We start from the raw sequence: 23559 nt of genomic DNA, 5'->3' as shown, positions 1-23559 counted from the left end.
CCCAAGCCCGTGATAGCATCCGCGCCTATGAAGTTTCCAGGAAGATTTACCAGTGGCGTGCTCATGCTGTTAACCAGCTGCGCGGCGCTGGCGCAAAGTGAATTGGATGTGCGGATCAAACCGTCCAACGATGAACTGAAAGCCAATATAGAAGGCTATATCGGCAGCCTCGGCGATCGTGACGAAGAAGCCTTGCAGCGCTTCAGTCGCGGCGCCGAAGAGCAGGCGCGCAAGGCCGCCCAGGCCTTGGGTTATTACCAGCCGCAGATCGAAAGTGACGTCAAGGGCGGTGAAAAACCGCGTCTGGTGCTGAACATCGATCCTGGCGAGCCGATCCGCCTGCGCAACGTGACCGTGCGCATCGACGGCCCGGCGGCCTCCCTCAAATCCTTTCGAGTCCCGAAAAGTGACGTGCTCAAGCCTGGCGCGGTGCTCAACCATGGGCGTTACGAAGACGCCAAGCGCCTGATCCAGAACCAGGCTTCGCGCTATGGGTTCTTCAGCGGCCATTTCACCAGTCAGAAATTGATGGTCGATCCCCGCGCCGGGGTCGCCGACGTCGAACTGATCTACGAAAGCGGCCCGCGTTATGCGCTGGGCAAAGTCAGCTTTGAAGGCGACACACCGTTCGACGAAGACCTGCTGCAACGCATGGTGCCGTTCAAGGCCGGCGAACCCTACGACTCCGAGCTGATCGCCGAACTCAACCGCGACCTGCAATCGAGCGGCTACTTCGAAGGTGTGCGTGTCGACGCCGCGCCGACCGCCGCGAAAAACGACGTGATCCCGGTGGACGTCAAACTCGACACCCGCAAGCCGCGCACCATGGGCCTGGGTCTCGGTTATTCCACCGACGTCGGCCCGCGAATCAAGGCCAACTGGACCCGCCACTGGGTCAATCCGCAGGGCGACAGTTATGGCTGGGAGGCCGAACTGTCGGCGCCACGACAAAACGTCGGCCTGTTCTACGACATCCCGCTGGACCCGCCGCTGACCGACAAACTGCGCTGGGCCGGCGGTTATCAATACGAGGACATCGACGGTTCCGACACCTTGAGCAAGCTGCTGACCTTCGGCCCTGAATGGCACAGCAAACTGCCGAGCGGCTGGCAGCGGGTGATCTCGCTGAAATGGCAGCGCGAGGAATACCAGCTCGGCGACGACTCCGGTCTGAGCACTTTACTGATGCCCGGCGTCAGCTATTCCTACCTCAAGAGCGACAACCGCATTGACCCGCACAATGGCTATCGCCTGACCTTCGAAAGCAAGGTTGCGAAAGAAGGCCTCGGTTCCGACAACAATCTGGTTTACGGCACGGCGCTGGTCAAAGGCCTGACCACCGTATTCGACAAGCACCGTTTGCTCGGCCGGGTACAGGTCGGCGGCAGCGCCACCAACGGCTACAAATCGGTGCCGCCGTCGCTGCGCTTCTTTGCCGGTGGCGATCAGAGCGTACGCGGCTACGACTATCAGAGCCTGTCGCCGGAGAACTCCGACGGCGACCGAATCGGCGGGCGCTACATGGTGGCCGGCAGCGTCGAATATCAATATTCGATTGCCGAGAAGTGGCGCGTGGCGACCTTCGTCGATCAGGGCAACTCCTTCAACAAACTCGAACTGCCGAACCTCAAGACCGGGGTCGGTATCGGTGTGCGCTGGGTTTCGCCGGTGGGGCCGATCCGCCTCGACCTGGCCCATGCGCTGGACGACGATGGCGGCATCCGGCTGCACTTTTCCATGGGGCCTGAGCTGTGAAGCGTGGTTTGAAGATTTCGGCGCTGGCGCTGTTGTCGCTGGTGCTGCTGATTGTATTGAGCGTTACCGCTGTGCTCGGAACGCAGGCCGGCAGCCGTTGGGTGCTGGGTCTGGTGCCGGGCCTGAGCGTCGACAATTTCCAGGGTCGGCTCGGCGGGCAGTGGAGCGCCGATCATCTGCTGTGGCAGCAGGACACCAGTCGCGTCGAACTGAGCAAACCGATCTTCGAATGGTCGCCGCTGTGCCTGACGCGCATGACGTTGTGCATCGAACAGCTCAAGGCCGATACCGTCAGCCTGCAATTCCCGCCGAGCGAAGAAGTCACCGAAAGCGGCCCGATCAAACTTCCTGATCTGCAATTGCCCGTGGCCATCGAGCTGGGCGACGTGCAGGTCGGCAGCCTGTTGTTCAACGGCAGTGAAGCGTTGAAAGGTCTGCAACTGGCGGCGCACTGGACCGCCAAGGGCATGCAGATCGATAGCGTGAAACTGCAACGCGACGAGTTGAGCCTGAATCTGTCCGGCCTGCTACAACCGACCGGCAACTGGCCGCTGAACATCACGGGTGATCTGACCTTGCCGTCGCCGGCTCCCGAACCTTGGACGCTGGCGCTGAAAGTCGACGGCGACCTGCTGAAAAGCCTCAACCTGCACGCCGACAGCCGTGGCTACCTCAGCGGCCAGTTGAGCGGCGAGCTGCAACCGCTGGTGGAAAACCTGCCGGCCAAAGTGCGGATCACCTCGGAGGCGTTCAAACCGAGCGCCGATCTGCCGGACACCCTGCAATTCAACCAATTGGTGTTGACCGGCGAAGGCGACCTGAAAAACGGTTACCAATTGCTCGGCAACGCCACGTTGCCTGCCGATAAAGGCCCGGTGGCACTGTTGCTCAAAGGCAAGGTTGACGCCAAGGGTGCGCAGATCGCCGGCCTCGACCTGACAGCCAACGACAAGCAAAGCCTCAAGCTCACCGGCAACGTCGACTGGAGCAAAGGCCTCAGCGCTCAGGCCAACATCAACTGGCTGGATTTTCCGTGGCACCGGCTCTATCCGGAGATCGACGAGCCGCAGGTCACGTTGCGTACCTTCACGGGCGAAGTCTCCTACACCGACGGTCAGTACATCGGTAACTTCGCCGCCGCCGCAGATGGGCCGGCGGGGGCGTTCAGCCTGAACAGTCCGTTCAGCGGCAATCTCAAGCAGATTTTCCTGCCACAACTGAAACTCGAAGCCGGGCAGGGCAAGGCCGAAGGTCATGTGAACGTGCAGTTCGCCGATGGCATTGCCTGGGACACCGCGCTGGAACTGTCGGCGCTCAACCCGGCGTATTGGGTTGCGGAGTTGCCGGGCACGCTGGCGGGTCCGTTGAAGAGCAAAGGCGAAATGAAAAACGAACGCCTGAGCCTGAATGCCGACCTCGATCTGAAAGGCAAACTGCGCGGCCAACCGGCGATCCTGCAAGCCAAGGCCGACGGCGCCGGCGAGCAGTGGAATCTGAATGCCCTGCAAATCCGCCTCGGCGACAACAGCATCAACGGCAAGGGCAGCCTGCAACAGAAGCTCACCGGGCAGATCGACGTCAAACTGGCGCGTCTGGCCCAGCTCTGGCCACAACTGCGCGGGCAGATCAACGGTCGGGTCGATGTCGCCGGTACGCTCAAGGCGCCGCAAGGCAAGCTCGGCCTGCAAGGTTCACAACTGGCGTTCCAGGACAATCGCCTGCAAAGCCTCAACCTAGATGCCACCCTCGACAGCGCGCAACGGGCGAAAATCGATCTGAAGGGCAGCGGCATCCAGGCCGGCGACACGTCGCTGGGCACCCTGACCGCCAGCGCTCAGGGCGATATCAAAAACCAGAAACTCAACCTCGACCTGCTCGGGCCGAAGCTGAAACTGGCGCTGGGCCTGGACGGCAATCTGGACAAAGGCAACTGGCGCGGGCGTCTGGCCAGCGGTGACATTCAGGCCGGCGGCCAGGACTGGAAATTGCAAAACCCGGCCAAGCTCGAGCGTCTGGCCGACGGCAAGATCAACTTCGGCGCCCATTGCTGGATGTCCGGCAATGCCAGCCTGTGCGGTGAAGATCAGCGCCTGATGCCGGAACCGAAGCTGCGCTACCACCTCAAGCAATTCCCGATCGAAAGCCTGGCGCAGTGGCTGCCCAAAGATTTCGCCTGGCAGGGCAAGCTCAATGCCGACCTGCAACTGGACCTGCCGGCCAGCGGCCCGAACGGCCAGATCAGCGTCGATGCCAGCGGCGGCACCTTGCGCATGAAGGAAAAGGATCAGTGGGTCGACTTCCCGTACCAGACCCTCAAGCTCACCAGCAAACTCACGCCCAAGCGCATCGACACCGACCTCAACTTCGTCGGCGGCAAACTTGGCGAGCTGATGGTGCAGGCGCAGCTCAACCCGCTGCCGAAGAACAAACCGCTCAGCGGTACATTCCGCCTCAGCGGACTGGACTTGTCGGTGGCACGCCCGTTTGTGCCGATGGTCGAAAAACTCACCGGGCGCCTGAACGGCAGCGGCACGATTTCCGGCGGGCTGCTCGCGCCGTTGGTCAACGGCACGGTGCAACTGAGCGACGGCGAAGTGTCCGGGCCGGAGTTGCCGATCGAACTGCAAGCGTTGCAACTGCAAGCGGTGATCGCCGGTGAAGCCGTGCAACTGAACGGCGGCTGGAAAAGCGGCAAGAGCGGGCAGGGCAGCCTGAACGGCAACATCACCTGGGGGCAGGCGCTGGTGGTGGATCTGGCGCTCAAGGGTACGCAACTGCCGGTGACGGTCGAGCCCTACGCCAAACTGGAAGTCGCGCCGGACCTGAAGATTTCCATGGCCGGCGATGAGCTGGCGATTGCCGGCAAGGTGCTGGTGCCCAAAGGCGAAATCACCGTGCGGGAGCTGCCGCCATCGACGGTGAAAGTTTCCGATGACACGATCATCGTCGGCGCGCAGACCGAAGAGGGCAAACCGCCGCTGGCGATGAAAATGGACATTGACGTGGTGGTCGGCCAGGACAAGTTGAGCTTCGCCGGGTTCGGCCTGACTGCCAACCTGCAAGGTCACGTGCACATCGGCGACAACCTGGACACCCGTGGCGAGCTGTGGCTCAACGACGGCAAATACCGCGCCTACGGCCAGCGCCTGACGGTACGTCGCGCGCGTCTGCTGTTCGCCGGTCCGCTGGATCAGCCGTATCTGGACATCGAAGCGATTCGCCAGACTGATGACGTGATCGCCGGCATTCGCCTGAGCGGCAGCGCCGAGCAGCCGACCACGCAGATCTTCTCCGAGCCGGCCATGAGCCAGGAACAGGCGCTGTCCTATTTGGTGCTGGGGCGTCCGCTGAGCACCACCGGCGAGGACAACAACATGCTCGCGCAAGCGGCGCTCGGTCTGGGCCTGATGGGCAGTTCCGGGGTCACCAGCGGTCTGGCCAAGGATCTGGGGATTCAGGATTTCCAGCTCGACACCCAGGGCAGTGGCAACACCACCAGCGTGGTGGCCAGCGGCAATATCTCCGAAAAACTCAGCCTGCGTTACGGCGTCGGCGTGTTCGAGCCGGCCAACACCATCGCCTTGCGTTACAAGCTGAGCAAGAAGGTTTACCTCGAAGCCGCCAGCGGCGTGGCCAGTTCGCTGGACATCTTCTACAAGCGGGATTTCTAGCCCGCCTTCCCCCTGGCCGGATCGTGTGACCACGATCCGGCTTTTTTCTGGATGTATTAGACTGACCGCAGCTTGAAGGGCGCCGTTTGCGGCTGCCCGAAACGCCCCGGGGGCGCCTATGGTCCGTTTGAGTATGGTCTTGCTCGGTCACGACTTTGTCCGGCGGCGCTGGTCAGCACTGGCATTGACCGGCGTTGTCTGGGGCGCGGCCGGTGTGGCCATCTTCATCGATGCGCTGGACGGTGTTCTGTATTTTCCGCTGCATGTGTTCGGCTATCTGTTGTTGCTCGAAGCCCTGATCATTCTGTTGGTGCCGGCTCCGAAAACCGGCACGGCGGCGGCTTTGCGCAAGGCTCGCGGTTTGGCGTTTCTGCTGCTGGGGCTGCTGATCGTCGACCGACAGCATGCTGCCGGTGTGATTCTCGCGGTGTTGTTCGGTGCGGCTTTTCTGCTCGATGGCGGTTTTCGGCTGGCGGCTGCGGTGGTGGTGCGCTTTGTCGGTTGGCGAATGTCACTGCTGGTGGCGCTGTTCGAGATCGGCTTTGGCGTGTTCATCCTCGAACCGTATCCGAGTCTTTACAAGGGGACGGTGCCATTCTGCATTGGCATGAGCATCTTTCTTTCGGGCTGTGCCTTGTTGCAGCAGGCATTGCGGTTCAAGAACAGACCGGCGCCGGTGACGCCTGCCCCGGTCCATGCCCCTGCATGCAACAGCGCAATGGTGATCCATGTCTGGACACCGAGCGGCACCGTTGAAGACACCCTGGTGCGCAATCGGTTGCTCAATCGTTACATCGCGGCGGTCGATATCAACGGCGTCATCTCTGCCGGCCACGCGGCAATGGAGTGTGGGCCGGACATCTACATCAGCCATTATCCGCTGGACGACATCGATCGCTCGGCGGGGGATTTCGTGCGGTTGCTGCGGGCCACGCCGAACAACGACGTGGCGGGGCGGTTTCTGCCGGACTATGCGAGCGAAGTGGCCGACTGGTGCCCGTCCTCGGTGCAGGTCAGCTTCGCGCACTACGATGCCGCGCGGCTTCAGGCGTTCTGGGCGGATTATCGACAGAACACCACCTACAACCTTACCAGCCGCAATTGTTCGAGTGCTGTCGCGCACAGCCTTGAGGCAGCACTCGAGGGCGCGATGAACCGGGGGCATTCGAGCATGCTGGATTTTGCCCGGATCATCATCAGCCCCGAATTCTGGGTCGCGGCCCAGGTGCGCAAGCGCGCCGAGGCCATGGCCTGGACACCCGGCCTGGTGCTCGATTATGCGCGGGCGTTGCATGCTGCCATCGAGCCAGCGCCGCCGGGCTGGCACGGCATTTACGCGGGAGCCAGGCGTGCCTGCGGGTATGTGGCGACTGCGTTGCGCGGGCGGGAAGTCCATCCCCTTCAGCCGCCACCGATGAATCATCCCTCCGACAAATCCTGACTGGCTCTATACCGAGTCGCTGCCATCGCTGGCAAGCCAGCTCCCACCCGGTACTTGTCGTACACAAAATTGATGTATGCCGGAGAACCTGTGGGAGCTGCGGTGCGACGACTCGACTTGCCAGCGATTGCGTCTGTATGGGCACCACAAAACCCAGTCCACTGGTCAACTAATTACAAAGCAACCTAACTATTACGTTGACATTCGCTGCCTAGGCAGTAACATCTCGACATACATTCACTGCCTAGGCAGTTATTAGGTGAGCACATGAAGCATTTCACCCCCGACGAATTCAAGCATTGCCATCTCGGCCTGTTGCTCGGCCGTGCCGCGCTGCTCAAGGACAAGATCATCGACACCCACATGGAACCCCACGGCATCACCGCCGCGCAGTTCAAGGTGTTGATCATCATGGCCCAGTACGGCGTCGACACCCCGGCCGAGCTGTGCCGGCATCTGTCGCTGGACAGCGGTTCGATGACCCGCATGCTCGACCGTCTGGAGCAGAAAGGTTTCCTGGTTCGCCAACGCAGCGAAGGCGATCGCCGTCAGGTGCAACTCAAACTCACCGAACAGGGCCAGCAACTGGCCGATCGCCTGCCGCACATCGGCGCCGACGCCATGAATGAACTGGCGGGCGCCGTGACCCCGGACGAGTTGAAAACCCTGGAATACATCCTCAAGAAAATTTTGCTGGCAGCCGGTGACCCGATCACCCTCCAGCGGTTAGGTGAACAAAATGAGCGGTAAAACCTTGCGCAGCAGCCTGACACTGGTGCTGTCGGCGATGATCCTCGCCGGTTGCGCCAACTACAGTGGCCTCGATACCCAGGGCGCCAGCCTCGACGCGAAAACCCTCAAGACCGGGCAATCGCTCAACGGCGTGACCCTGTCCCAGGCCGCGTGGCCGAGTCGCGACTGGTGGACCAGCCTCGGCGATCCGCAGCTCGACGGGCTGATCCGCGAAGCCCTGAAAGACAGCCCGGACATGCAGATCGCCGACGCCCGTGCCCATCAGGCCAACGCCGCCGCGTACGCCGCCGATGCCGAGCGCTATCCGACCCTCGACGCCAGCGCCGGCATCAGCCGTTCGCGTCTGGCCAAGGATCAGGACCCGCGAGGGCAGGGCGATGCCTACGCCACCGTGCGCAACATCAGCGCCGGTTTCAATTACAACTTCGACCTGTGGGGCGGCCAGCGTGACGCCTGGGAAGCCGCACTCGGTCAGGCCCGCGCCGCCGAAGTCGACCGTCAGGCCGCGCAACTGACCCTCGCCGCCGACGTGGCCCGGGCCTACAGCGATCTGGGTCAGGCGCACATCGTCTATGACCTGGCCAACGAAGACCTCAAACGCACCAAACAGATGCTGGACCTTAGCCAGCGCCGCTTGAGCTCCGGGATCGACAGCCAGTACCAGTTCCAGCAGACCCAAAGTCTGGAAGCCAGCTCCGAAGCCAGCCTGATCGACGCTGAAAAGCGCCTGAACAGCGCGAAAATCGCCCTGGCCGTGTTGCTCGGCAAAGGCCCGGATCGCGGCAACGAAATCGCTCGACCGAAAGTCCTGCAAGCCAGTGCTGTCGCGCTGCCGTCTGTTCTGCCCGCCGAACTGCTGGGCCGTCGCCCGGATCTGGTCGCCGCGCGCTGGCGTGTCGAGGCGGCGAGCAAGGACATCGACTCGGCCAAGACCCGCTTCTATCCCAACTTGAACCTGTCGGCTTCCGCCGGTGCCGAATCCTTGTTGGGGGACGCGATGTTCGGTTCCGCCAGTCGCTTCTTCAACATTGCCCCGACGATTTCGGTGCCGATCTTCGATGGCGGACGCCTGCGCGCCAACCTCGATGCCCGCGACGCCGATTACGACCTCGCCGTGGCGCAATACAACAAAAGCCTGGTGAAAGCCCTGGGCGATGTCAGCGACACGATCAACCAGTTGCGTGACATCGGCCGGCAGATCGGCGCCCAGCAGCATGCGACCGAGATTGCCCAGGATTCTTACAACACCGTCGTCCAGCGTTACGGTTCCGGCATCGGCAACTACCTGGACGTGCTCAGCATCGAGCAGCAATTGCTGCAGGCCCAGCGTCAGCTGGCGAACCTGAATGCCGAGCAGATCGACCTGTCGATTCAACTGATGCAAGCGCTGGGCGGCGGCTTCCAGGGGCAAACCCTGACCGCAGCCAACGCCACCCCAGCCACGCCGCACAACTAATTCAAGGTACTTGTCATGGCCACTGCCGAAAACACACAAGCTCAAGACAACGCCCAGGACACTGGCAATCCGCGCAAACGCAAGGTGATGCTGCTGGTGCTGGCCGTTATGGTTGCCCTCGCCGGTGCCGGTGTCTGGGCGTATCACGAATTCATCGGGCGCTGGAGCGAAAGCACCGACGACGCCTACGTCAACGGCAACGTGGTGGAAATCACCCCGCTGGTGACCGGCACCGTGGTCAGCATCGGCGCCGACGACGGCGATCTGGTGCATGAAGGCCAGGTGCTGATCAACTTCGACCCGAACGACGCCGAAGTCGGCCTGCAAAGTGCCAAGGCCAATCTGGCCCGCACCGTGCGCCAGGTTCGCGGCTTGTACAGCAACGTCGACGGCATGAAGGCCCAGGTCAATGCGCAACAGGCCGAAGTGCAGAAAGCCCAGGACAACTTCAACCGCCGGAAAAATCTCGCCGCTGGCGGGGCGATTTCCCAGGAAGAACTGTCCCACGCCCGCGATGACCTGACCTCGGCGCAAAACGCCCTGGCCAACGCCAAACAGCAACTGAAAACCACCAGCGCGCTGGTCGATGACACCGTGGTGTCGTCGCACCCGGACGTGATGGCTGCCGCCGCGCAGCTGCGTCAGGCCTACCTGACCAATGCTCGCAGCACCTTGATCGCACCGGTCACCGGTTATGTCGCCAAGCGCACCGTGCAACTCGGCCAGCGTGTGCAGCCGGGCACCGCGCTGATGGCGGTGATTCCGCTGGATCAGTTGTGGATCGACGCCAACTTCAAGGAAACCCAGCTGCGTGACATGCGCATCGGCCAACCGGTGGAGATCGAGTCGGACATCTACGGCAGCGACGTGAAGTTCAGCGGCACCATCGACAGCCTCGGCGCAGGTACCGGCAGCGCGTTCGCCCTGTTGCCGGCGCAGAACGCCACCGGTAACTGGATCAAGATCGTGCAGCGTGTGCCGGTACGGATTCACGTCAACGCCGAAGAGCTGGCCAAACATCCGCTGCGCGTCGGTCTGTCGACCAATGTCGAGGTCAACCTGCACGACCAGAGTGGCCCGGTACTGGCCCAGCAGCCACCGCAAAAGGCCTCGTTCAGCACCAACGTCTACGACCGTCAATTGGCCGAAGCCGACGCGATGATCACCCAGTTGATCCACGACAACAGCGCGGCGGTCAGCAAGACCGCGCAACGCTGATTCCTTCCCCCTGTGGGAGCGAGCTTGCTCGCGAAGGCGGTGTGTCATTCAGTATTAATTTATCTGACAGACCGCCATCGCGAGCAAGCTCGCTCCCACAAAGGTGACTGCGTCTGTAACAAGCGCGGCGCCTGCCCCGCTCCAAAAAATTCAGCTCCAAAGGATTCGCGATGAGCAATAACGCCTCTTTCACGCCGCCCAGCCTGTTGCTCAGCACCATCGGCCTGTCGCTGGCGACCTTCATGCAGGTGCTCGACACCACCATCGCCAACGTGGCGCTGCCGACCATTTCCGGCAACCTCGGCGTGAGTTCGGAGCAGGGCACCTGGGTCATCACCTCGTTTGCCGTGAGCAACGCCATTGCGCTGCCGCTCACTGGCTGGCTGAGCCGTCGCTTCGGTGAGGTGAAGCTGTTTCTGTGGGCGACCATCCTGTTTGTACTGGCTTCGTTCCTCTGCGGTATTTCCACGTCGATGCCGGAGCTGATCGGCTTCCGCGTGCTGCAAGGTCTGGTGGCCGGGCCGTTGTACCCGATGACCCAGACGCTGCTGATTGCGGTCTATCCGCCAGCGAGGCGGGGCATGGCCCTGGCGTTGCTGGCGATGGTCACGGTGGTGGCGCCGATTGCCGGGCCGATCCTCGGCGGCTGGATTACCGACAGTTACAGCTGGCCGTGGATCTTCTTCATCAACGTGCCGATCGGGATTTTCGCGGTGATGGTGGTGCGCCAGCAACTGGCCAAGCGCCCGGTGGTCACCAGCCATCAGCCGATGGATTACGTCGGGCTGATCACGCTGATCATCGGCGTGGGCGCGTTGCAGGTGATCCTCGACAAGGGCAATGACCTGGACTGGTTCGAGTCGAACTTCATCATTATCGGCGCGGCAATTTCGGTGATCGCGCTGGCGGTGTTCGTGATCTGGGAAATGACCGACCAGCATCCGGTGGTCAACCTGCGGCTGTTCGCCCACCGCAACTTCCGCATCGGCACGCTGGTGCTGGTGTTGGGTTACGCCGGATTCTTCGGCATCAACCTGATCCTGCCGCAGTGGTTGCAGACCCAGATGGGCTACACCGCGACCTGGGCCGGGCTGGCGGTGGCGCCGATCGGCATTCTGCCGGTGTTGCTGTCACCGTTTGTCGGCAAGTACGCGCACAAGTTCGACCTGCGCCTGCTGGCCGGACTGGCGTTCCTGGCAATCGGCCTGAGCTGCTTCATGCGCGCCGAGTTCACCAACGAGGTGGACTTCCAGCACATCGCGCTGGTGCAGTTGTTCATGGGGATTGGTGTGGCGCTGTTCTTTATGCCGACCCTGAGCATTCTGATGTCGGATCTACCGCCAAGTCAGATTGCCGATGGCGCCGGTCTGGCGACGTTCCTGCGGACACTGGGCGGCAGCTTTGCGGCGTCGTTGACTACGTGGATCTGGATTCGCCGGGCGGATCAGCATCATGCCTACATGAGCGAAAGCATCAGCACTTATGAGCCGGCGACCCGTGAGGCGCTGAATCAGTTGGGCGGGGCGAGCAATCCGGCGTATGCGCAGCTGGATCATGTGCTGACCAGTCAGGCGTACATGCTTTCCACCGTGGATTACTTCACGCTGTTGGGGTGGGGGTTTATGGGGTTGATTCTGATTGTGTGGCTGGCTAAACCGCCGTTTGCTGCCAAGGCAGGCCCGGCGGCCAGCGGTCACTAAGGGCGACACAGTACCGGTGGGAGCGAGCTTGCTCCGGGCGGCGTTCCGACGAATGCTGACTGACATCCAACATTTATGTTGACTGACACGACGCCTTCGCGAGCAAGCTCGCTCCCACAGTTTTTTATACGGCTTTAGACGGTTGGGGCGGGCAGTGAAGGCGGCGGTGCGAAGTCAAACGGCGCCAACGCAAACCCGGTCTCATCCACCTGCAACGCCCAGCCCTGACGATCCCAATCCCCCAGCACAATCCGCTTCGCCGCCTGATCGCCGATCTGCAACTTGTGGATGGCCGGGCGATGGGTGTGCCCGTGAACCAGGGTTTTCACCCCGTATTCCTGCATGATCCGCGGAATTTCCTCCGGCGTGACATCGACGATGTCATTGGCCTTCATCCGCGTCTGCGCCCGGCTTTCGCTGCGCAGCTTGCGCGCCAGCTTGTGGCGGGTGCGCAAGGGCAGGTTGTGCAGGATGAACAGGCTCAGCGGATTGCGCAGATAGCGGCGCAGCTTCATATAGGCTTCGTCGCGGGTACACAGGCTGTCGCCGTGCATCAGCAATACCGGTTCGCCGTAAAACTGCACGACACTCGGGTCCTTCAACAGCGTACAGCCGGCCTCTTTGCAGAAGGCCTTGCCGAGCATGAAGTCGCGATTGCCGTGCATCAGAAAAATGGCCGTGCCGCTGTCGCTGAGTTCGCGCAGGGCCTGGCAGATGGAACGCTGGAAGGGGGTCATGGCGTCGTCGCCAATCCACGCCTCGAAAAAGTCGCCCAGAATGTACAACGCACTCGCCGAGCGGGCGCGTCCGGCGAGCAAATCCAGAAACGCCCGGGTAATGTCCGGGCGCTCCTCTTCCAGATGCAAGTCTGAAATCAGCAATATCACGCTTCGATGATCTCGGCTTTCTCGATGATCACGTCGTCTGCTGGTACGTCCTGGTGGCCTGCCTTGGACGTGGTGGAAACGCCTTCGATCTTGTCGACAACGTCGGTGCCCGCAACCACTTTACCGAACACGGCATAACCCCAGCCCTGAGCGGTCTTGGCGGTATGGTTGAGGAAGCTGTTGTCGGAGGCGTTGATGAAGAACTGCGCCGATGCCGAATGCGGGTCCATGGTACGGGCCATGGCGATGGTGTACTTGTCGTTCTTCAGACCGTTGTCGGCTTCGTTCTGGATGCTCGGGCTCTTGTCTTTCTTTTCTTTCATGCCTGGCTCGAAACCGCCGCCCTGGATCATGAAACCTTTGATGACGCGGTGGAACACGACGTTCTCGTAGTGACCCTTTTTAACGTATTCGATGAAGTTGGCGGTGGTGACCGGCGCCTTTTCAGCGTCCAGTTGCAGGACGATGTCACCGAAGTTGGTGGTCAATTTAACTTGAGTCATGATCGCTACTCTTTATAAGGAATTCGTGGGTATTGGGACATTTCGGCCCCGTACCGGTTCAGCCCGTGAGGGCCAAGGTGCGCAGTTTAGCGTGACAGGCGCGAATTTCGAGGCTGTTTTTCAAAACCCGGCGATTAAATGCATTCCTTTTAAGCCCTGCTCTGTCAGGGGCTTGACAGCATCGGCTATGATAGCGGCTTTGTTTTGTCAGGCCCGTGTCCCGGCCGCGCACTGTACGTTCAAGGATCCTATGAGCAAGCCCACTGTCGACCCTACCTCGAATTCCAAGACCGGCCCCGTTACGCCGGTCAATTTCCTGCGCCCGATCATCCAGGCGGACCTGGACTCGGGTAAGCACACGCAGATCGTCACCCGTTTCCCGCCTGAGCCCAACGGCTACCTGCACATCGGCCACGCCAAGTCGATCTGTGTGAACTTCGGCCTGGCCCAGGAGTTCGGCGGCGTTACCCACCTGCGTTTCGACGACACCAACCCGGCCAAGGAAGACCAGGAATACATCGACGCGATCGAAAGCGACGTCAAATGGCTGGGTTTCGAATGGTCCGGCGAAGTGCGCTACGCCTCGCAATACTTCGACCAGTTGCACGACTGGGCCGTCGAGCTGATCAAGGCCGGCAAGGCCTACGTCGACGACCTGACGCCTGAGCAAGCCAAGGAATACCGCGGCAGCCTGACCGAGCCTGGCAAGAACAGCCCGTTCCGCGACCGTTCGGTGGAAGAGAACCTGGACTGGTTCGCCCGCATGCGCGCCGGCGAGTTCCCGGACGGTGCCCGCGTACTGCGCGCCAAGATCGACATGGCCTCGCCGAACATGAACCTGCGCGACCCGATCATGTACCGCATCCGCCACGCCCATCACCACCAGACCGGTGACAAGTGGTGCATCTACCCGAACTACGACTTCACCCACGGTCAGTCGGACGCCATCGAAGGCATCACCCACTCGATCTGCACCCTGGAGTTCGAAAGCCATCGTCCGCTGTACGAGTGGTTCCTCGACGCACTGCCAGTGCCGGCGCACCCGCGTCAGTACGAGTTCAGCCGCCTGAACCTCAACTACACCATCACCAGCAAGCGCAAGCTCAAGCAACTGGTTGACGAGAAACACGTCAACGGCTGGGACGATCCGCGCATGTCGACGCTGTCGGGCTTCCGCCGCCGTGGCTACACCCCGGCGTCGATCCGCAACTTCTGCGACATGATCGGCACCAACCGTTCCGACGGTGTGGTCGACTTCGGCATGCTCGAGTTCAGCATCCGTCAGGATCTGGACGCGAACGCCCCGCGCGCCATGTGCGTGCTGCGTCCGTTGAAAGTCGTGATCACCAATTATCCGGAAGACCAGGTCGACAACCTCGAACTGCCGCGTCATCCGCAAAAAGAAGAACTCGGCGTGCGCCAGCTGCCGTTCGCCCGTGAAATCTACATCGACCGCGATGACTTCATGGAAGAGCCGCCAAAAGGCTACAAGCGCCTGGAGCCGAACGGCGAAGTGCGCCTGCGCGGCAGCTACGTGATCCGTGCCGACGAAGCGATCAAGGACGCCGACGGCAACATCGTCGAGCTGCGTTGCTCGTACGATCCGGACACCTTGGGCAAGAACCCTGAAGGCCGCAAGGTCAAAGGCGTGATCCACTGGGTGCCGGCCGCTGCCAGCATCGAGTGCGAAGTTCGCCTGTACGATCGCCTGTTCCGTTCTCCGAACCCGGAGAAGGCCGAAGACAGCGCGAGTTTCCTGGACAATATCAACCCTGACTCACTGCAAGTGCTGACCGGTTGTCGTGCCGAGCCTTCGCTGGGCAATGCACAGCCGGAAGACCGTTTCCAGTTCGAGCGCGAAGGTTACTTCGTCGCGGATATCAAGGACTCGAAACCAGGTCAGCCGGTATTCAACCGTACCGTGACCCTGCGCGATTCGTGGGGCCAGTGATCAAGTCTTAAGGAAACACCGTGCTTACGATCTACAACACGCTCACCAAGAGCAAAGAAGTCTTCAAGCCGCTGGATGGCAACAAGGTGCGCATGTACGTCTGCGGGATGACCGTGTATGACTACTGCCACCTGGGCCATGGTCGCAGCATGGTCGCGTTCGACCTGGTGACCCGCTGGTTGCGGTTCAGCGGATATGACCTGACCTACGTGCGCAACATCACCGACATCGACGACAAGATCATCAACCGGGCCAACGAGAACGGCGAGTCGTTCGAAGCGTTGACCGAGCGCATGATCGCCGCGATGCACGAAGACGAAGCGCGCCTGAACATCAAGAAGCCGGACATGGAGCCGCGCGCCACGGATCACATCCCTGGCATGCACGCGATGATCCAGACCCTGATCGACAAGGGTTACGCCTACGCCCCGGGCAATGGCGACGTGTACTACCGCGTCGGCAAGTTCATGGGTTACGGCAAGCTGTCGCGCAAGAAGATCGAAGACCTGCGCATCGGTGCGCGGATCGAGGTCGACGAAGCCAAGGAAGATCCGCTGGACTTCGTGCTCTGGAAAGGCGTCAAGCCGGGCGAGCCGAGCTGGGAATCGCCGTGGGGCGCCGGGCGTCCGGGCTGGCACATCGAGTGCTCGGTGATGTCCACCTGCTGCCTGGGTGAGACGTTCGACATTCATGGCGGCGGCAGCGACCTGGAGTTCCCGCACCACGAAAACGAAATCGCCCAGAGCGAAGCGGCCACCGGCAAGACCTACGCCAACGCGTGGATGCATTGCGGCATGATCCGTATCAATGGCGAGAAGATGTCCAAGTCCTTGAACAACTTCTTCACCATTCGCGACGTGCTCGACAAGTACCACCCGGAAGTCGTGCGTTACCTGCTGGTGTCGAGCCACTACCGCAGCGCGATCAACTACTCGGAAGACAACCTCAAGGACGCCAAGGGCGCACTGGAGCGTTTCTACCACGCGTTGAAAGGCCTGCCGAACGTCGCACCGGCGGGCGGCGAAGCGTTCGTCGAGCGTTTCACCACGGTGATGAACGACGACTTCGGCACGCCGGAAGCCTGCGCGGTGCTGTTCGAGATGGTGCGTGAGATCAACCGCCTGCGCGAGAGCGATCTCGATGCTGCGGCCGGTCTGGCAGCGCGCCTGAAAGAACTGGCCAGCGTGCTGGGTGTGTTGCAGCTCGAAGCCGATGACTTCCTGCAGGCCGGCGCCGAAGGGCGTGTCGATGCAGCGGAAGTCGAAACGCTGATCGCTGCGCGTCTGGCGGCACGTGCCGGCAAGGACTGGGCCGAATCCGACCGCATCCGCGACCTGCTCACCGCCATGGGCGTGGTGCTGGAAGACGGCAAGGGCGGCACGACCTGGCGTCTGGCTGACTGATCGCTGCGCCTGTTACAAACAAAACCCGCCTTGTGCGGGTTTTTGTTTTTCTGCTGCTTACTCCGGGTTGATCGTTCCCACGTCGAACCGTCCGCGTGGGAATGCCTCAATGGACGCTCCGCGTCCGCTTCGGCATGGGACGCGGAGCGTCCCGGGCTGCATTCCCACGCAGAGCGTGGGAACGATCCAGCAATGCCCGCTTCGGTTGTCAAAATGAAAGCCCGTGATTGCTTTTGGCATTCGCATAGGTCTTGATAGCGCACGCGGCAGGATGCTCATCAGCAGCGAATCCGGAAGGGAGGAATCATGGCTAATCACTATCGCGAGCTGGTATCGACACCCGGCGCCACCGGGCTGATCCTCGCGAGCTCTATCGCCCGACTGCCGCAGGCAATGATCGGCATCGGCATCATCACCATGCTGGTGCAGCAGACCGGCGTTTACTGGCTGGCCGGCGCAGTCGCCGGCACGTTTACCCTGGCCAACGCGCTGCTCGGCCCGCGCATCTCGAAGCAGGTTGATCAGCATGGCCAGAGCCGCGTGCTGCCGGTCGTCACGGTGTTCAGCATCGTCATGCTGCTGGCGCTGATTGTTGCCGTACACCTGAGAGCGCCCGCCGCTTTGTTTTTTGTGCTGGCGGCACTGGCGGGGACGATGCCGAGCATGCCGTCCATGATCCGCGCACGCTGGACGCAGCTGTTTCGTGGCAAGCCGCAGCTGCACACCGCGTTCTCGCTCGACACGGTCCTCACCGAACTGGCTTACATCATCGGCCCGCCACTGGCGATCGGTTTGAGCGTGAGTTTTTTCGCGGAAGCCGGGCCGCTGGTGGCGGTGGGGCTGCTGGCCGTCGGCGTGACGGCGTTTCTCATGCAACGTCAGACCGAACCGAAAGTGGTGGCGGGCAACCGGAAAAACAGCGGATCGACCCTGCTGATTCCCGGCGTTCGCACCATTGTCCTGGCGCTACTGGCGATGGGGGCCATTGGCGGGTCGATTGATGTCGCGGTTGTGGCCTTCGCCAATGCGCAAGGCTGGCCAGCGTCTGCCACCTTTATCCTCGCCGCCTATGCGTTCGGCTCGCTGGTGGCGGGCCTGACCTTCGGCGCGTTGCGGGTTTCGCTGGCGATTGAAAAACAGTTCTTCATCGGGATATTGGTCACGGCAGTTACCGGCGTGTTGCCGGTGTTCTCACCGGACGTTTATGCCCTGTCCGCGATGTTGTTTATTGCTGGTATCTCGTTTGCGCCGACCATGGTTGTGGTCATGAAGCTGGGGACGATCATCATCCCGGCGGCGAGGATGACCGAAGGGCTGACGTGGATGACCACCGGGATCAGCATCGGCGTGGCGCTCGGCGGCATGCTGGCGGGGCTGGTGATTGATGCTTGCGGCGCGCGGGCAGGGTTCGGCGTTGCGATAGCCGCAGGTTTGATGATGATGGTTGTGGTGCTGATGGGCCTGCGTACGTTGGCGGCCGCATCGGCTGCACCTGTTGAGCCAGCAATTTCGGCCTGACCCTCTATGGCGGCGCTCAGTTCTCAAGCTGCCGCAATCGCTTGTACAGCGTATTGCGGCTCACCCCCAACCGTCGCGCCAGATGGGAAATATTGCCCCCGGCCAGTTGTAGCTCCCGGTTCAACGCCTCGGCGTCGTTCAGGTCGATGCCCAACGGTTCGGCCACTTCCACTGGCTCCATCTCCAGATCGACAAAAAAGTCGTCCGGCAAATGTTCGGGTCGAATCGGTTGTTCCTCGGCCATCGCCAGTGCCACCTGCATCACGCTGCTGACCTGACGCAGATTGCCCGGCCACGGATGCCGTTCAAACAAGTCCAGCACCTCGCGACTCAATCCCGCCCACTGCGATGGCTCGCGATGTTGTTCCCACAGGCGTTTGAACAGCGCCTGCTTGTCGCTGCGCTCGCGAAGCGGTGGCAATTCGAGGGTCAAGCCGCCGATGCGGTAGTACAAGTCCTCACGGAAGCGCCCCAGTTGCACCTGTTCCCGGAGCGAACGGTTGGTGGCGGAGATGATCCGCAGATCCACCGGAAACAGCTCGCTGCTGCCCACCGGTTGCACGCAGCGCTCCTGCAACACCCGCAACAGGCGGGCCTGAGTCGGTAGCGGCATGTCGCCGATTTCATCGAGGAACAGCGTGCCTTTGTCGGCCTTGCGGATCAGCCCGATGCTGCCTTTCTGGTTGGCGCCGGTGAACGCGCCTTTCTCGTAGCCGAACAGCTCGGACTCCACCAGTTCGGCGGGGATCGCCGCGCAGTTGACAGCGATGAACGCCTGTTTGCTGCGGGAGCTGGCCTGATGCAGGGCCTTGACGAAGACCTCTTTGCCGACCCCGGTTTCCCCGTGAATCAGCAGCGGAATGTCCTTCTCCAGCAGCCGCTCGGCCTGGCGCACGGCTTTTTCCACGCGGCTGTCGCCGAAGTGCAATGTGCTCAGGCTGATGGCCGTCGGTACGGCGATTTTTGGTTCAGTGGCTCTGGTTTCAGCAAAGACCCGCGCCTGAATCGGCGCCTGTTTAGGGCGTTTCAACAAACACTGGAAACGATTGCGCCCGGAGGTCTGCAAGGCGAACGGCAAACCGTCCGGCTGATTGATCAACTCCAGCAACGACACCTTGAACAGACTTTCAACGCTGACCCGCGACAACCGCACGCCCAACAGATTGTCGGCCCGACGGTTGGCCGACAGCACCTGACCGCTCTCATCAAAGATCAGCAGCCCGGCCCACTGGCTGTCGAGGTTGTTCAACCCGGTGTTGAAGGTCAGTTGAAAGTGCTGGCCGTGGAACAGGTTGAGGATCAACCGATTCTCCACGGTCTGGCTCATCATCTTGACCATGCCGAGGGTGTGCGAGGGCGGCAGGTAGCTGTCGCTGGACACATCGAGCACGGCGATGACCTTGCGCTCTGCATCGAAAATCGGTGCGGCGGAACCGGTCATGAAACGGTTGGCCTTGAGAAAGTGTTCATCATGTTCAATGTGCACTGCTTGCTCGCAGGCCAGCGCCGTGCCGATGGCGTTGGTGCCGCTGGCGCGCTCGACCCAACTGGCGCCGGCCTGAAAACCGCGCGCCAGATTCGGCTCGATGAAACGCTGGGTGCCCCAGGACGTCAGCACCTGGCCCTGATTGTCGGCCAGCATGATCAGGCAGTTGGAGTTGCTCAGGATGTTCTCGTAATACGGCAGCACTTCCTGGTGGGTGGTCTGCACCAGCGAATGATGACGGTCGAGCAACTGCGCGATGCCGGCAGCGGGCAACTGATCGAAGGCCGGGGCGCTTTGATGATTGAGACCGAAGGCGCGGCAACGGGACCAGGAGTCCTGGACGATGGCGTCATGGGAAAGCGGCGGGGCAGGTGCGGCCATGGCAGTCAGCCTCTGAATACAGCGTTTTTATTATTGTTATTGAGATCTCTGTGGGAGCGTGCTTGCTCGCGATAGCGATGTGTCAGTTACATCAACGGTGAATGACATACCGCTATCGCGAGCAAGCTCGCTCTCACAGGATCCGTGCCAAAAAAGCATCCATAGAGTGTTGTTCACTATTGTTCATTGTCAATCGACCGACTGTTCAATTGTTCAGTCGCGACTGTTCACTTGTGTTCAGCTACGAACCCCGATTTGCGTGGCCTCCAGCGAATTTTGCGGTAAATCAACAGCTTGCCGTTTCTGGCACGAATGTCGCTCTACAGGACAGGTCGCTTGACTCCAATAATAAAAAGGCCGAGCCATGTCACTCACCCTGGAGCACGTCAGCCGTACCGTCGAGGGCCAGACCTGGATCGACGATGCGAGCCTGAAATTCGAACCTGGATCCTTCAACGTTTTGCTCGGGCGCACGCTGTCCGGCAAGACCAGTCTGATGCGCCTGATGGCCGGTCTGGACAAGCCCGACAGCGGCCGCATCCTGATGAACGGCGTCGATGTCACCCAGCGCCCGGTGCGTCTGCGCAACGTGTCGATGGTCTATCAGCAGTTCATCAATTACCCGACCATGACGGTGTTCGAGAACATCGCGTCGCCGTTGCGCCAGGCCGGGATCTCCAATGAGCAGATCCAGAGCAAGGTGCAGGAAACCGCGAAGATGCTGCGCATCGAGAAGTTTCTCAAGCGCTATCCGCTGGAACTCTCCGGCGGTCAGCAACAACGCACGGCCATGGCCCGGGCGCTGGTCAAGGATGCCGAACTGATTCTGTTCGACGAGCCGCTGGTCAACCTCGATTACAAACTGCGCGAAGAACTGCGCCAGGAAATGCGCGAGCTGTTCAAGGCCCGCCACACCATCGCCATCTATGCCACCACCGAACCCAACGAAGCGCTGGCGCTGGGCGGCACCACCACCATTCTGCACGAGGGCCGGGTGATCCAGAGCGGCCCGTCGACCGAGGTCTATCACCAGCCACAAACGGTGCTGGCGGCTGAATTGTTTTCCGAGCCGCCGATCAACCTGATGCCGGGGCGTATCGCCGGTAACGAAGTGAGTTTCGCCAACTTCGTGCACTTCCCGTTGAACGTCGACTTGCGGCCGGTGGGCGAGGGCGAGTTCCGCTTTGGCGTGCGTCCGAGCCACATCTCGCTGGTGCCGAGCAACGACGACGACCTGGAACTGGCGGTGACCGTCGAGGTGGCGGAAATCAGCGGTTCCGAAACCTTCCTGCACGTGCGCAACGAGCATTTTCTGCTGGTGCTGCATTTGCCGGGGGTTCACGAATACGACGTCGATGCGCCGATCCGCATCTATATCCCGACTCATAAACTGTTTGTGTTCGATGCGCAGGGCCGCCTGGTGCAGGCACCGGGCCGGCGAGTCGCGAGGGTTGCCTGATGGCCGAAATCCGTTTGCAGCACCTCGCCCACAGCTACAGCAAAACCCCGAGCGGGCCCGAGGATTACGCGATCCGCGAGATGGACCACATCTGGGAGCAGGGCGGCGCCTATGCCTTGCTCGGCCCTTCGGGTTGCGGCAAATCGACGTTGCTCAACATCATTTCCGGTTTGCTCAGCCCGTCCCAGGGCCATGTGCTGTTCGATGGCAAAGCGGTCAACGACCTGACCCCGGAGAAGCGCAACATCGCTCAGGTGTTCCAGTTCCCGGTGGTCTACGACACCATGACCGTGTTCGACAACCTGGCCTTTCCCTTGAGAAATCAGGGCCTGGCCGAGGCGAAAGTACACAGCAAGGTGCAGGAAATCGCCGAAGTCCTCGACCTGCAAAACCTGCTGAGTAAAAAGGCGCGCAACCTTACCGCCGACGAAAAACAGAAAGTCTCCATGGGCCGTGGCCTGGTGCGCGATGACGTGTCGGCGATCCTGTTCGACGAGCCGCTGACGGTGATCGACCCGCACCTGAAATGGAAACTGCGGCGCAAGCTCAAGCAGATCCACGAGCAGTTCAACATCACCATGGTCTACGTCACCCACGATCAGTTGGAGGCTTCAACTTTCGCCGACAAGATCGCGGTGATGTACGGCGGCCAGATCGTCCAGTTCGGCACCCCACGGGAATTGTTCGAGCGGCCGAGCCACACCTTTGTCGGCTACTTCATCGGCAGCCCGGGGATGAACCTGATCGAAGTGCAGCCGCAACCGGGCGGGGTCGGCTTCAACTCGACCCACCTGCCGCTGTCCGACGGCTTGCAGCGCCATATCGAACACGGTCAGTGGAAAAATCTGAAGGTCGGCATTCGTCCCGAGTTCATTCACGTGTGGGACGAACCGTTCGATGATGCGATGCAGGCGCGGGTCGTACACGTCGAAGACCTCGGCACGTACAAGATCATGACCCTGGATCTCGATGGCGCGCTGCTGAAAGTGCGTCTGGCCGAGGACAAACCGGTGCCGCAGGGCACGGCCTACATCAGTTTTCCGGCGCAGTGGCTGATGGTCTACGCCGACGAGTTTCTGCTGGATGCAACCGACAGCGAGGTACAGCCATGAACAAGGTGCAGAACAACAAGGCCTGGTGGCTGGTGCTGCCGGTGTTCCTGCTGGTGGCCTTCAGTGCGGTGATTCCGATGATGACCGTGGTCAATTACTCGGTGCAGGACATCTTCGACCAGTCCAGCCGCTACTTCGTCGGCGCCGACTGGTACAAGCAGGTGCTGCTCGATCCGCGTCTGCACGATTCGCTGCTGCGCCAGTTCATCTACTCGGCGTGTGTGCTGCTGATCGAAATCCCGCTTGGCATCGCCATCGCGCTGACCATGCCGACCAAGGGGCGCTGGTCGTCGGTGGTGTTGATCGTGCTGGCGATCCCGCTGCTGATTCCATGGAACGTGGTCGGCACCATCTGGCAGATTTTCGGCCGCGCCGACATCGGCCTGCTCGGGTCGAGCCTTAACGCCATGGGCATCAGCTACAACTACGCGGCCAACACCATGGACGCCTGGGTCACCGTGCTGGTGATGGACGTCTGGCACTGGACTTCGCTGGTGGCGCTGTTGTGTTTCTCCGGGTTGCGGGCAATTCCAGATGTGTATTACCAGGCCGCGCGCATCGACCGGGCCTCGGCCTGGGCGGTGTTCCGGCACATTCAGTTGCCCAAGTTGAAGAGCGTGCTGCTGATCGCGGTGATGCTGCGCTTCATGGACAGCTTCATGATCTACACCGAGCCGTTCGTGCTCACCGGCGGCGGGCCGGGTAACTCGACGACCTTCCTGAGTCAGACCCTGACCCAGATGGCCGTAGGCCAATTCGACCTGGGGCCGGCGGCGGCATTCTCGCTGGTGTACTTCCTGATCATCCTGCTGGTGTCCTGGCTGTTCTACACCGCCATGACCCACAACGATGCCAACCGCTGAGG

Annotated in this window: 16 protein-coding genes; 13 read left to right on the top strand and 3 right to left on the bottom strand. The window is 61.4% G+C overall.

What is annotated here, in order from left to right:
- Positions 1 to 27: 27 nt before the first annotated feature.
- From IHQ43_RS18545 to IHQ43_RS18515, 7 genes are all read left to right on the top strand, one after another.
- A complete protein-coding gene (locus IHQ43_RS18545; protein WP_192561630.1) occupies positions 28 to 1755 on the top strand; it encodes an autotransporter assembly complex protein TamA in 1728 nt (575 codons plus the stop codon).
- A complete protein-coding gene (locus IHQ43_RS18540) occupies positions 1752 to 5426 on the top strand; it encodes a translocation/assembly module TamB domain-containing protein (RefSeq protein ID WP_192561629.1) in 3675 nt (1224 codons plus the stop codon). The genes IHQ43_RS18545 and IHQ43_RS18540 overlap by 4 nt, the downstream gene beginning before the upstream one ends.
- 118 nt (positions 5427 to 5544) lie before the next feature.
- Positions 5545 to 6867, top strand: coding sequence for a DUF308 domain-containing protein (locus IHQ43_RS18535; protein WP_192561628.1), 1323 nt, complete (start codon positions 5545 to 5547; stop codon positions 6865 to 6867).
- Positions 6868 to 7134: 267 nt separating this feature from the next.
- Positions 7135 to 7617 (top strand): MarR family winged helix-turn-helix transcriptional regulator, encoded by a 483-nt coding sequence (locus IHQ43_RS18530; RefSeq protein WP_192561627.1) that lies wholly within the window; start codon positions 7135 to 7137, stop codon positions 7615 to 7617.
- The gene (locus tag IHQ43_RS18525) at positions 7607 to 9076 is read left to right on the top strand and encodes an efflux transporter outer membrane subunit (RefSeq protein WP_192561626.1); all 1470 of its coding nucleotides are present in this window, start codon (positions 7607 to 7609) and stop codon (positions 9074 to 9076) included. The genes IHQ43_RS18530 and IHQ43_RS18525 overlap by 11 nt, the downstream gene beginning before the upstream one ends.
- A 15-nt stretch (positions 9077 to 9091) precedes the next feature.
- Entirely contained in the window at positions 9092 to 10294 is a 1203-nt protein-coding gene (locus IHQ43_RS18520; protein ID WP_192561625.1) for an HlyD/EmrA/EmrK family protein, read from the top strand.
- A 170-nt stretch (positions 10295 to 10464) separates the two neighbouring features.
- Positions 10465 to 11994 (top strand): DHA2 family efflux MFS transporter permease subunit, encoded by a 1530-nt coding sequence (locus IHQ43_RS18515; protein WP_192561624.1) that lies wholly within the window; start codon positions 10465 to 10467, stop codon positions 11992 to 11994.
- Positions 11995 to 12128: 134 nt separating this feature from the next.
- On the opposite strand, the gene lpxH is transcribed toward IHQ43_RS18515, so the two are convergent.
- Together lpxH and IHQ43_RS18505 are read right to left on the bottom strand one after the other, a co-directional pair.
- Positions 12129 to 12881, bottom strand: coding sequence for a UDP-2,3-diacylglucosamine diphosphatase (gene lpxH, locus IHQ43_RS18510; protein ID WP_192561623.1), 753 nt, complete (start codon positions 12879 to 12881; stop codon positions 12129 to 12131).
- Positions 12878 to 13384, bottom strand: a complete 507-nt coding sequence (locus tag IHQ43_RS18505) for a peptidylprolyl isomerase (RefSeq protein ID WP_085690022.1) — start codon at positions 13382 to 13384, stop codon at positions 12878 to 12880. The genes lpxH and IHQ43_RS18505 overlap by 4 nt, the downstream gene beginning before the upstream one ends.
- Positions 13385 to 13634: 250 nt before the next feature.
- On the opposite strand from IHQ43_RS18505, the gene IHQ43_RS18500 reads away from it, so the two are divergent.
- From IHQ43_RS18500 to IHQ43_RS18490, 3 genes are all read left to right on the top strand, one after another.
- Entirely contained in the window at positions 13635 to 15335 is a 1701-nt protein-coding gene (locus IHQ43_RS18500) for a glutamine--tRNA ligase/YqeY domain fusion protein (protein ID WP_007951493.1), read from the top strand.
- A gap of 20 nt (positions 15336 to 15355) precedes the next feature.
- Positions 15356 to 16738, top strand: coding sequence for a cysteine--tRNA ligase (gene cysS, locus IHQ43_RS18495; protein WP_192561622.1), 1383 nt, complete (start codon positions 15356 to 15358; stop codon positions 16736 to 16738).
- Between the two features lie 306 nt (positions 16739 to 17044).
- Entirely contained in the window at positions 17045 to 18256 is a 1212-nt protein-coding gene (locus IHQ43_RS18490) for an MFS transporter (protein WP_192561621.1), read from the top strand.
- Positions 18257 to 18272: 16 nt separating this feature from the next.
- Here IHQ43_RS18490 and IHQ43_RS18485 read toward each other — a convergent pair whose 3' ends face one another.
- Positions 18273 to 20123, bottom strand: coding sequence for a sigma-54-dependent Fis family transcriptional regulator (locus IHQ43_RS18485; protein WP_192561620.1), 1851 nt, complete (start codon positions 20121 to 20123; stop codon positions 18273 to 18275).
- Positions 20124 to 20487: 364 nt separating this feature from the next.
- On the opposite strand from IHQ43_RS18485, the gene IHQ43_RS18480 reads away from it, so the two are divergent.
- Genes IHQ43_RS18480 through IHQ43_RS18470 form a run of 3 tightly spaced genes read left to right on the top strand, consistent with a single transcriptional unit; the run spans position 20488 to position 23557 of the window.
- Entirely contained in the window at positions 20488 to 21582 is a 1095-nt protein-coding gene (locus tag IHQ43_RS18480) for an ABC transporter ATP-binding protein (RefSeq protein ID WP_007951489.1), read from the top strand.
- On the top strand, positions 21582 to 22694 hold the full coding sequence (locus tag IHQ43_RS18475) for an ABC transporter ATP-binding protein (RefSeq protein WP_192561619.1): 1113 nt from the start codon (positions 21582 to 21584) through the stop codon (positions 22692 to 22694). The genes IHQ43_RS18480 and IHQ43_RS18475 overlap by 1 nt, the downstream gene beginning before the upstream one ends.
- The gene (locus IHQ43_RS18470) at positions 22691 to 23557 is read left to right on the top strand and encodes a carbohydrate ABC transporter permease (RefSeq protein ID WP_007951487.1); all 867 of its coding nucleotides are present in this window, start codon (positions 22691 to 22693) and stop codon (positions 23555 to 23557) included. The genes IHQ43_RS18475 and IHQ43_RS18470 overlap by 4 nt, the downstream gene beginning before the upstream one ends.
- The last annotated feature ends 2 nt before the right edge of the window (positions 23558 to 23559 follow it).

This window comes from Pseudomonas gozinkensis (assembly GCF_014863585.1).
Classification (GTDB): Bacteria; Pseudomonadota; Gammaproteobacteria; order Pseudomonadales; family Pseudomonadaceae; genus Aquipseudomonas; species Aquipseudomonas gozinkensis.
The sequence above is the reverse complement of the archived record's forward strand: the minus strand, read 5'-3'. Positions and strand labels throughout refer to the sequence as shown.

What these genes read in the sequence shown, in the direction of transcription:
- IHQ43_RS18545 (WP_192561630.1), top strand. Translation starts at nt 28, where the DNA reads ATGAAGTTTCCAGGAAGATTTACCAGTGGCGTGCTCATGCTGTTAACC.
- IHQ43_RS18535 (WP_192561628.1), top strand. Translation starts at nt 5,545, where the DNA reads ATGGTCCGTTTGAGTATGGTCTTGCTCGGTCACGACTTTGTCCGGCGG.
- IHQ43_RS18530 (WP_192561627.1), top strand. Translation starts at nt 7,135, where the DNA reads ATGAAGCATTTCACCCCCGACGAATTCAAGCATTGCCATCTCGGCCTG.
- IHQ43_RS18525 (WP_192561626.1), top strand. Translation starts at nt 7,607, where the DNA reads ATGAGCGGTAAAACCTTGCGCAGCAGCCTGACACTGGTGCTGTCGGCG.
- IHQ43_RS18520 (WP_192561625.1), top strand. Translation starts at nt 9,092, where the DNA reads ATGGCCACTGCCGAAAACACACAAGCTCAAGACAACGCCCAGGACACT.
- IHQ43_RS18515 (WP_192561624.1), top strand. Translation starts at nt 10,465, where the DNA reads ATGAGCAATAACGCCTCTTTCACGCCGCCCAGCCTGTTGCTCAGCACC.
- IHQ43_RS18505 (WP_085690022.1), bottom strand. Translation starts at nt 13,384, where the DNA reads ATGACTCAAGTTAAATTGACCACCAACTTCGGTGACATCGTCCTGCAA.
- IHQ43_RS18500 (WP_007951493.1), top strand. Translation starts at nt 13,635, where the DNA reads ATGAGCAAGCCCACTGTCGACCCTACCTCGAATTCCAAGACCGGCCCC.
- IHQ43_RS18490 (WP_192561621.1), top strand. Translation starts at nt 17,045, where the DNA reads ATGGCTAATCACTATCGCGAGCTGGTATCGACACCCGGCGCCACCGGG.
- IHQ43_RS18485 (WP_192561620.1), bottom strand. Translation starts at nt 20,123, where the DNA reads ATGGCCGCACCTGCCCCGCCGCTTTCCCATGACGCCATCGTCCAGGAC.
- IHQ43_RS18480 (WP_007951489.1), top strand. Translation starts at nt 20,488, where the DNA reads ATGTCACTCACCCTGGAGCACGTCAGCCGTACCGTCGAGGGCCAGACC.
- IHQ43_RS18475 (WP_192561619.1), top strand. Translation starts at nt 21,582, where the DNA reads ATGGCCGAAATCCGTTTGCAGCACCTCGCCCACAGCTACAGCAAAACC.
- IHQ43_RS18470 (WP_007951487.1), top strand. Translation starts at nt 22,691, where the DNA reads ATGAACAAGGTGCAGAACAACAAGGCCTGGTGGCTGGTGCTGCCGGTG.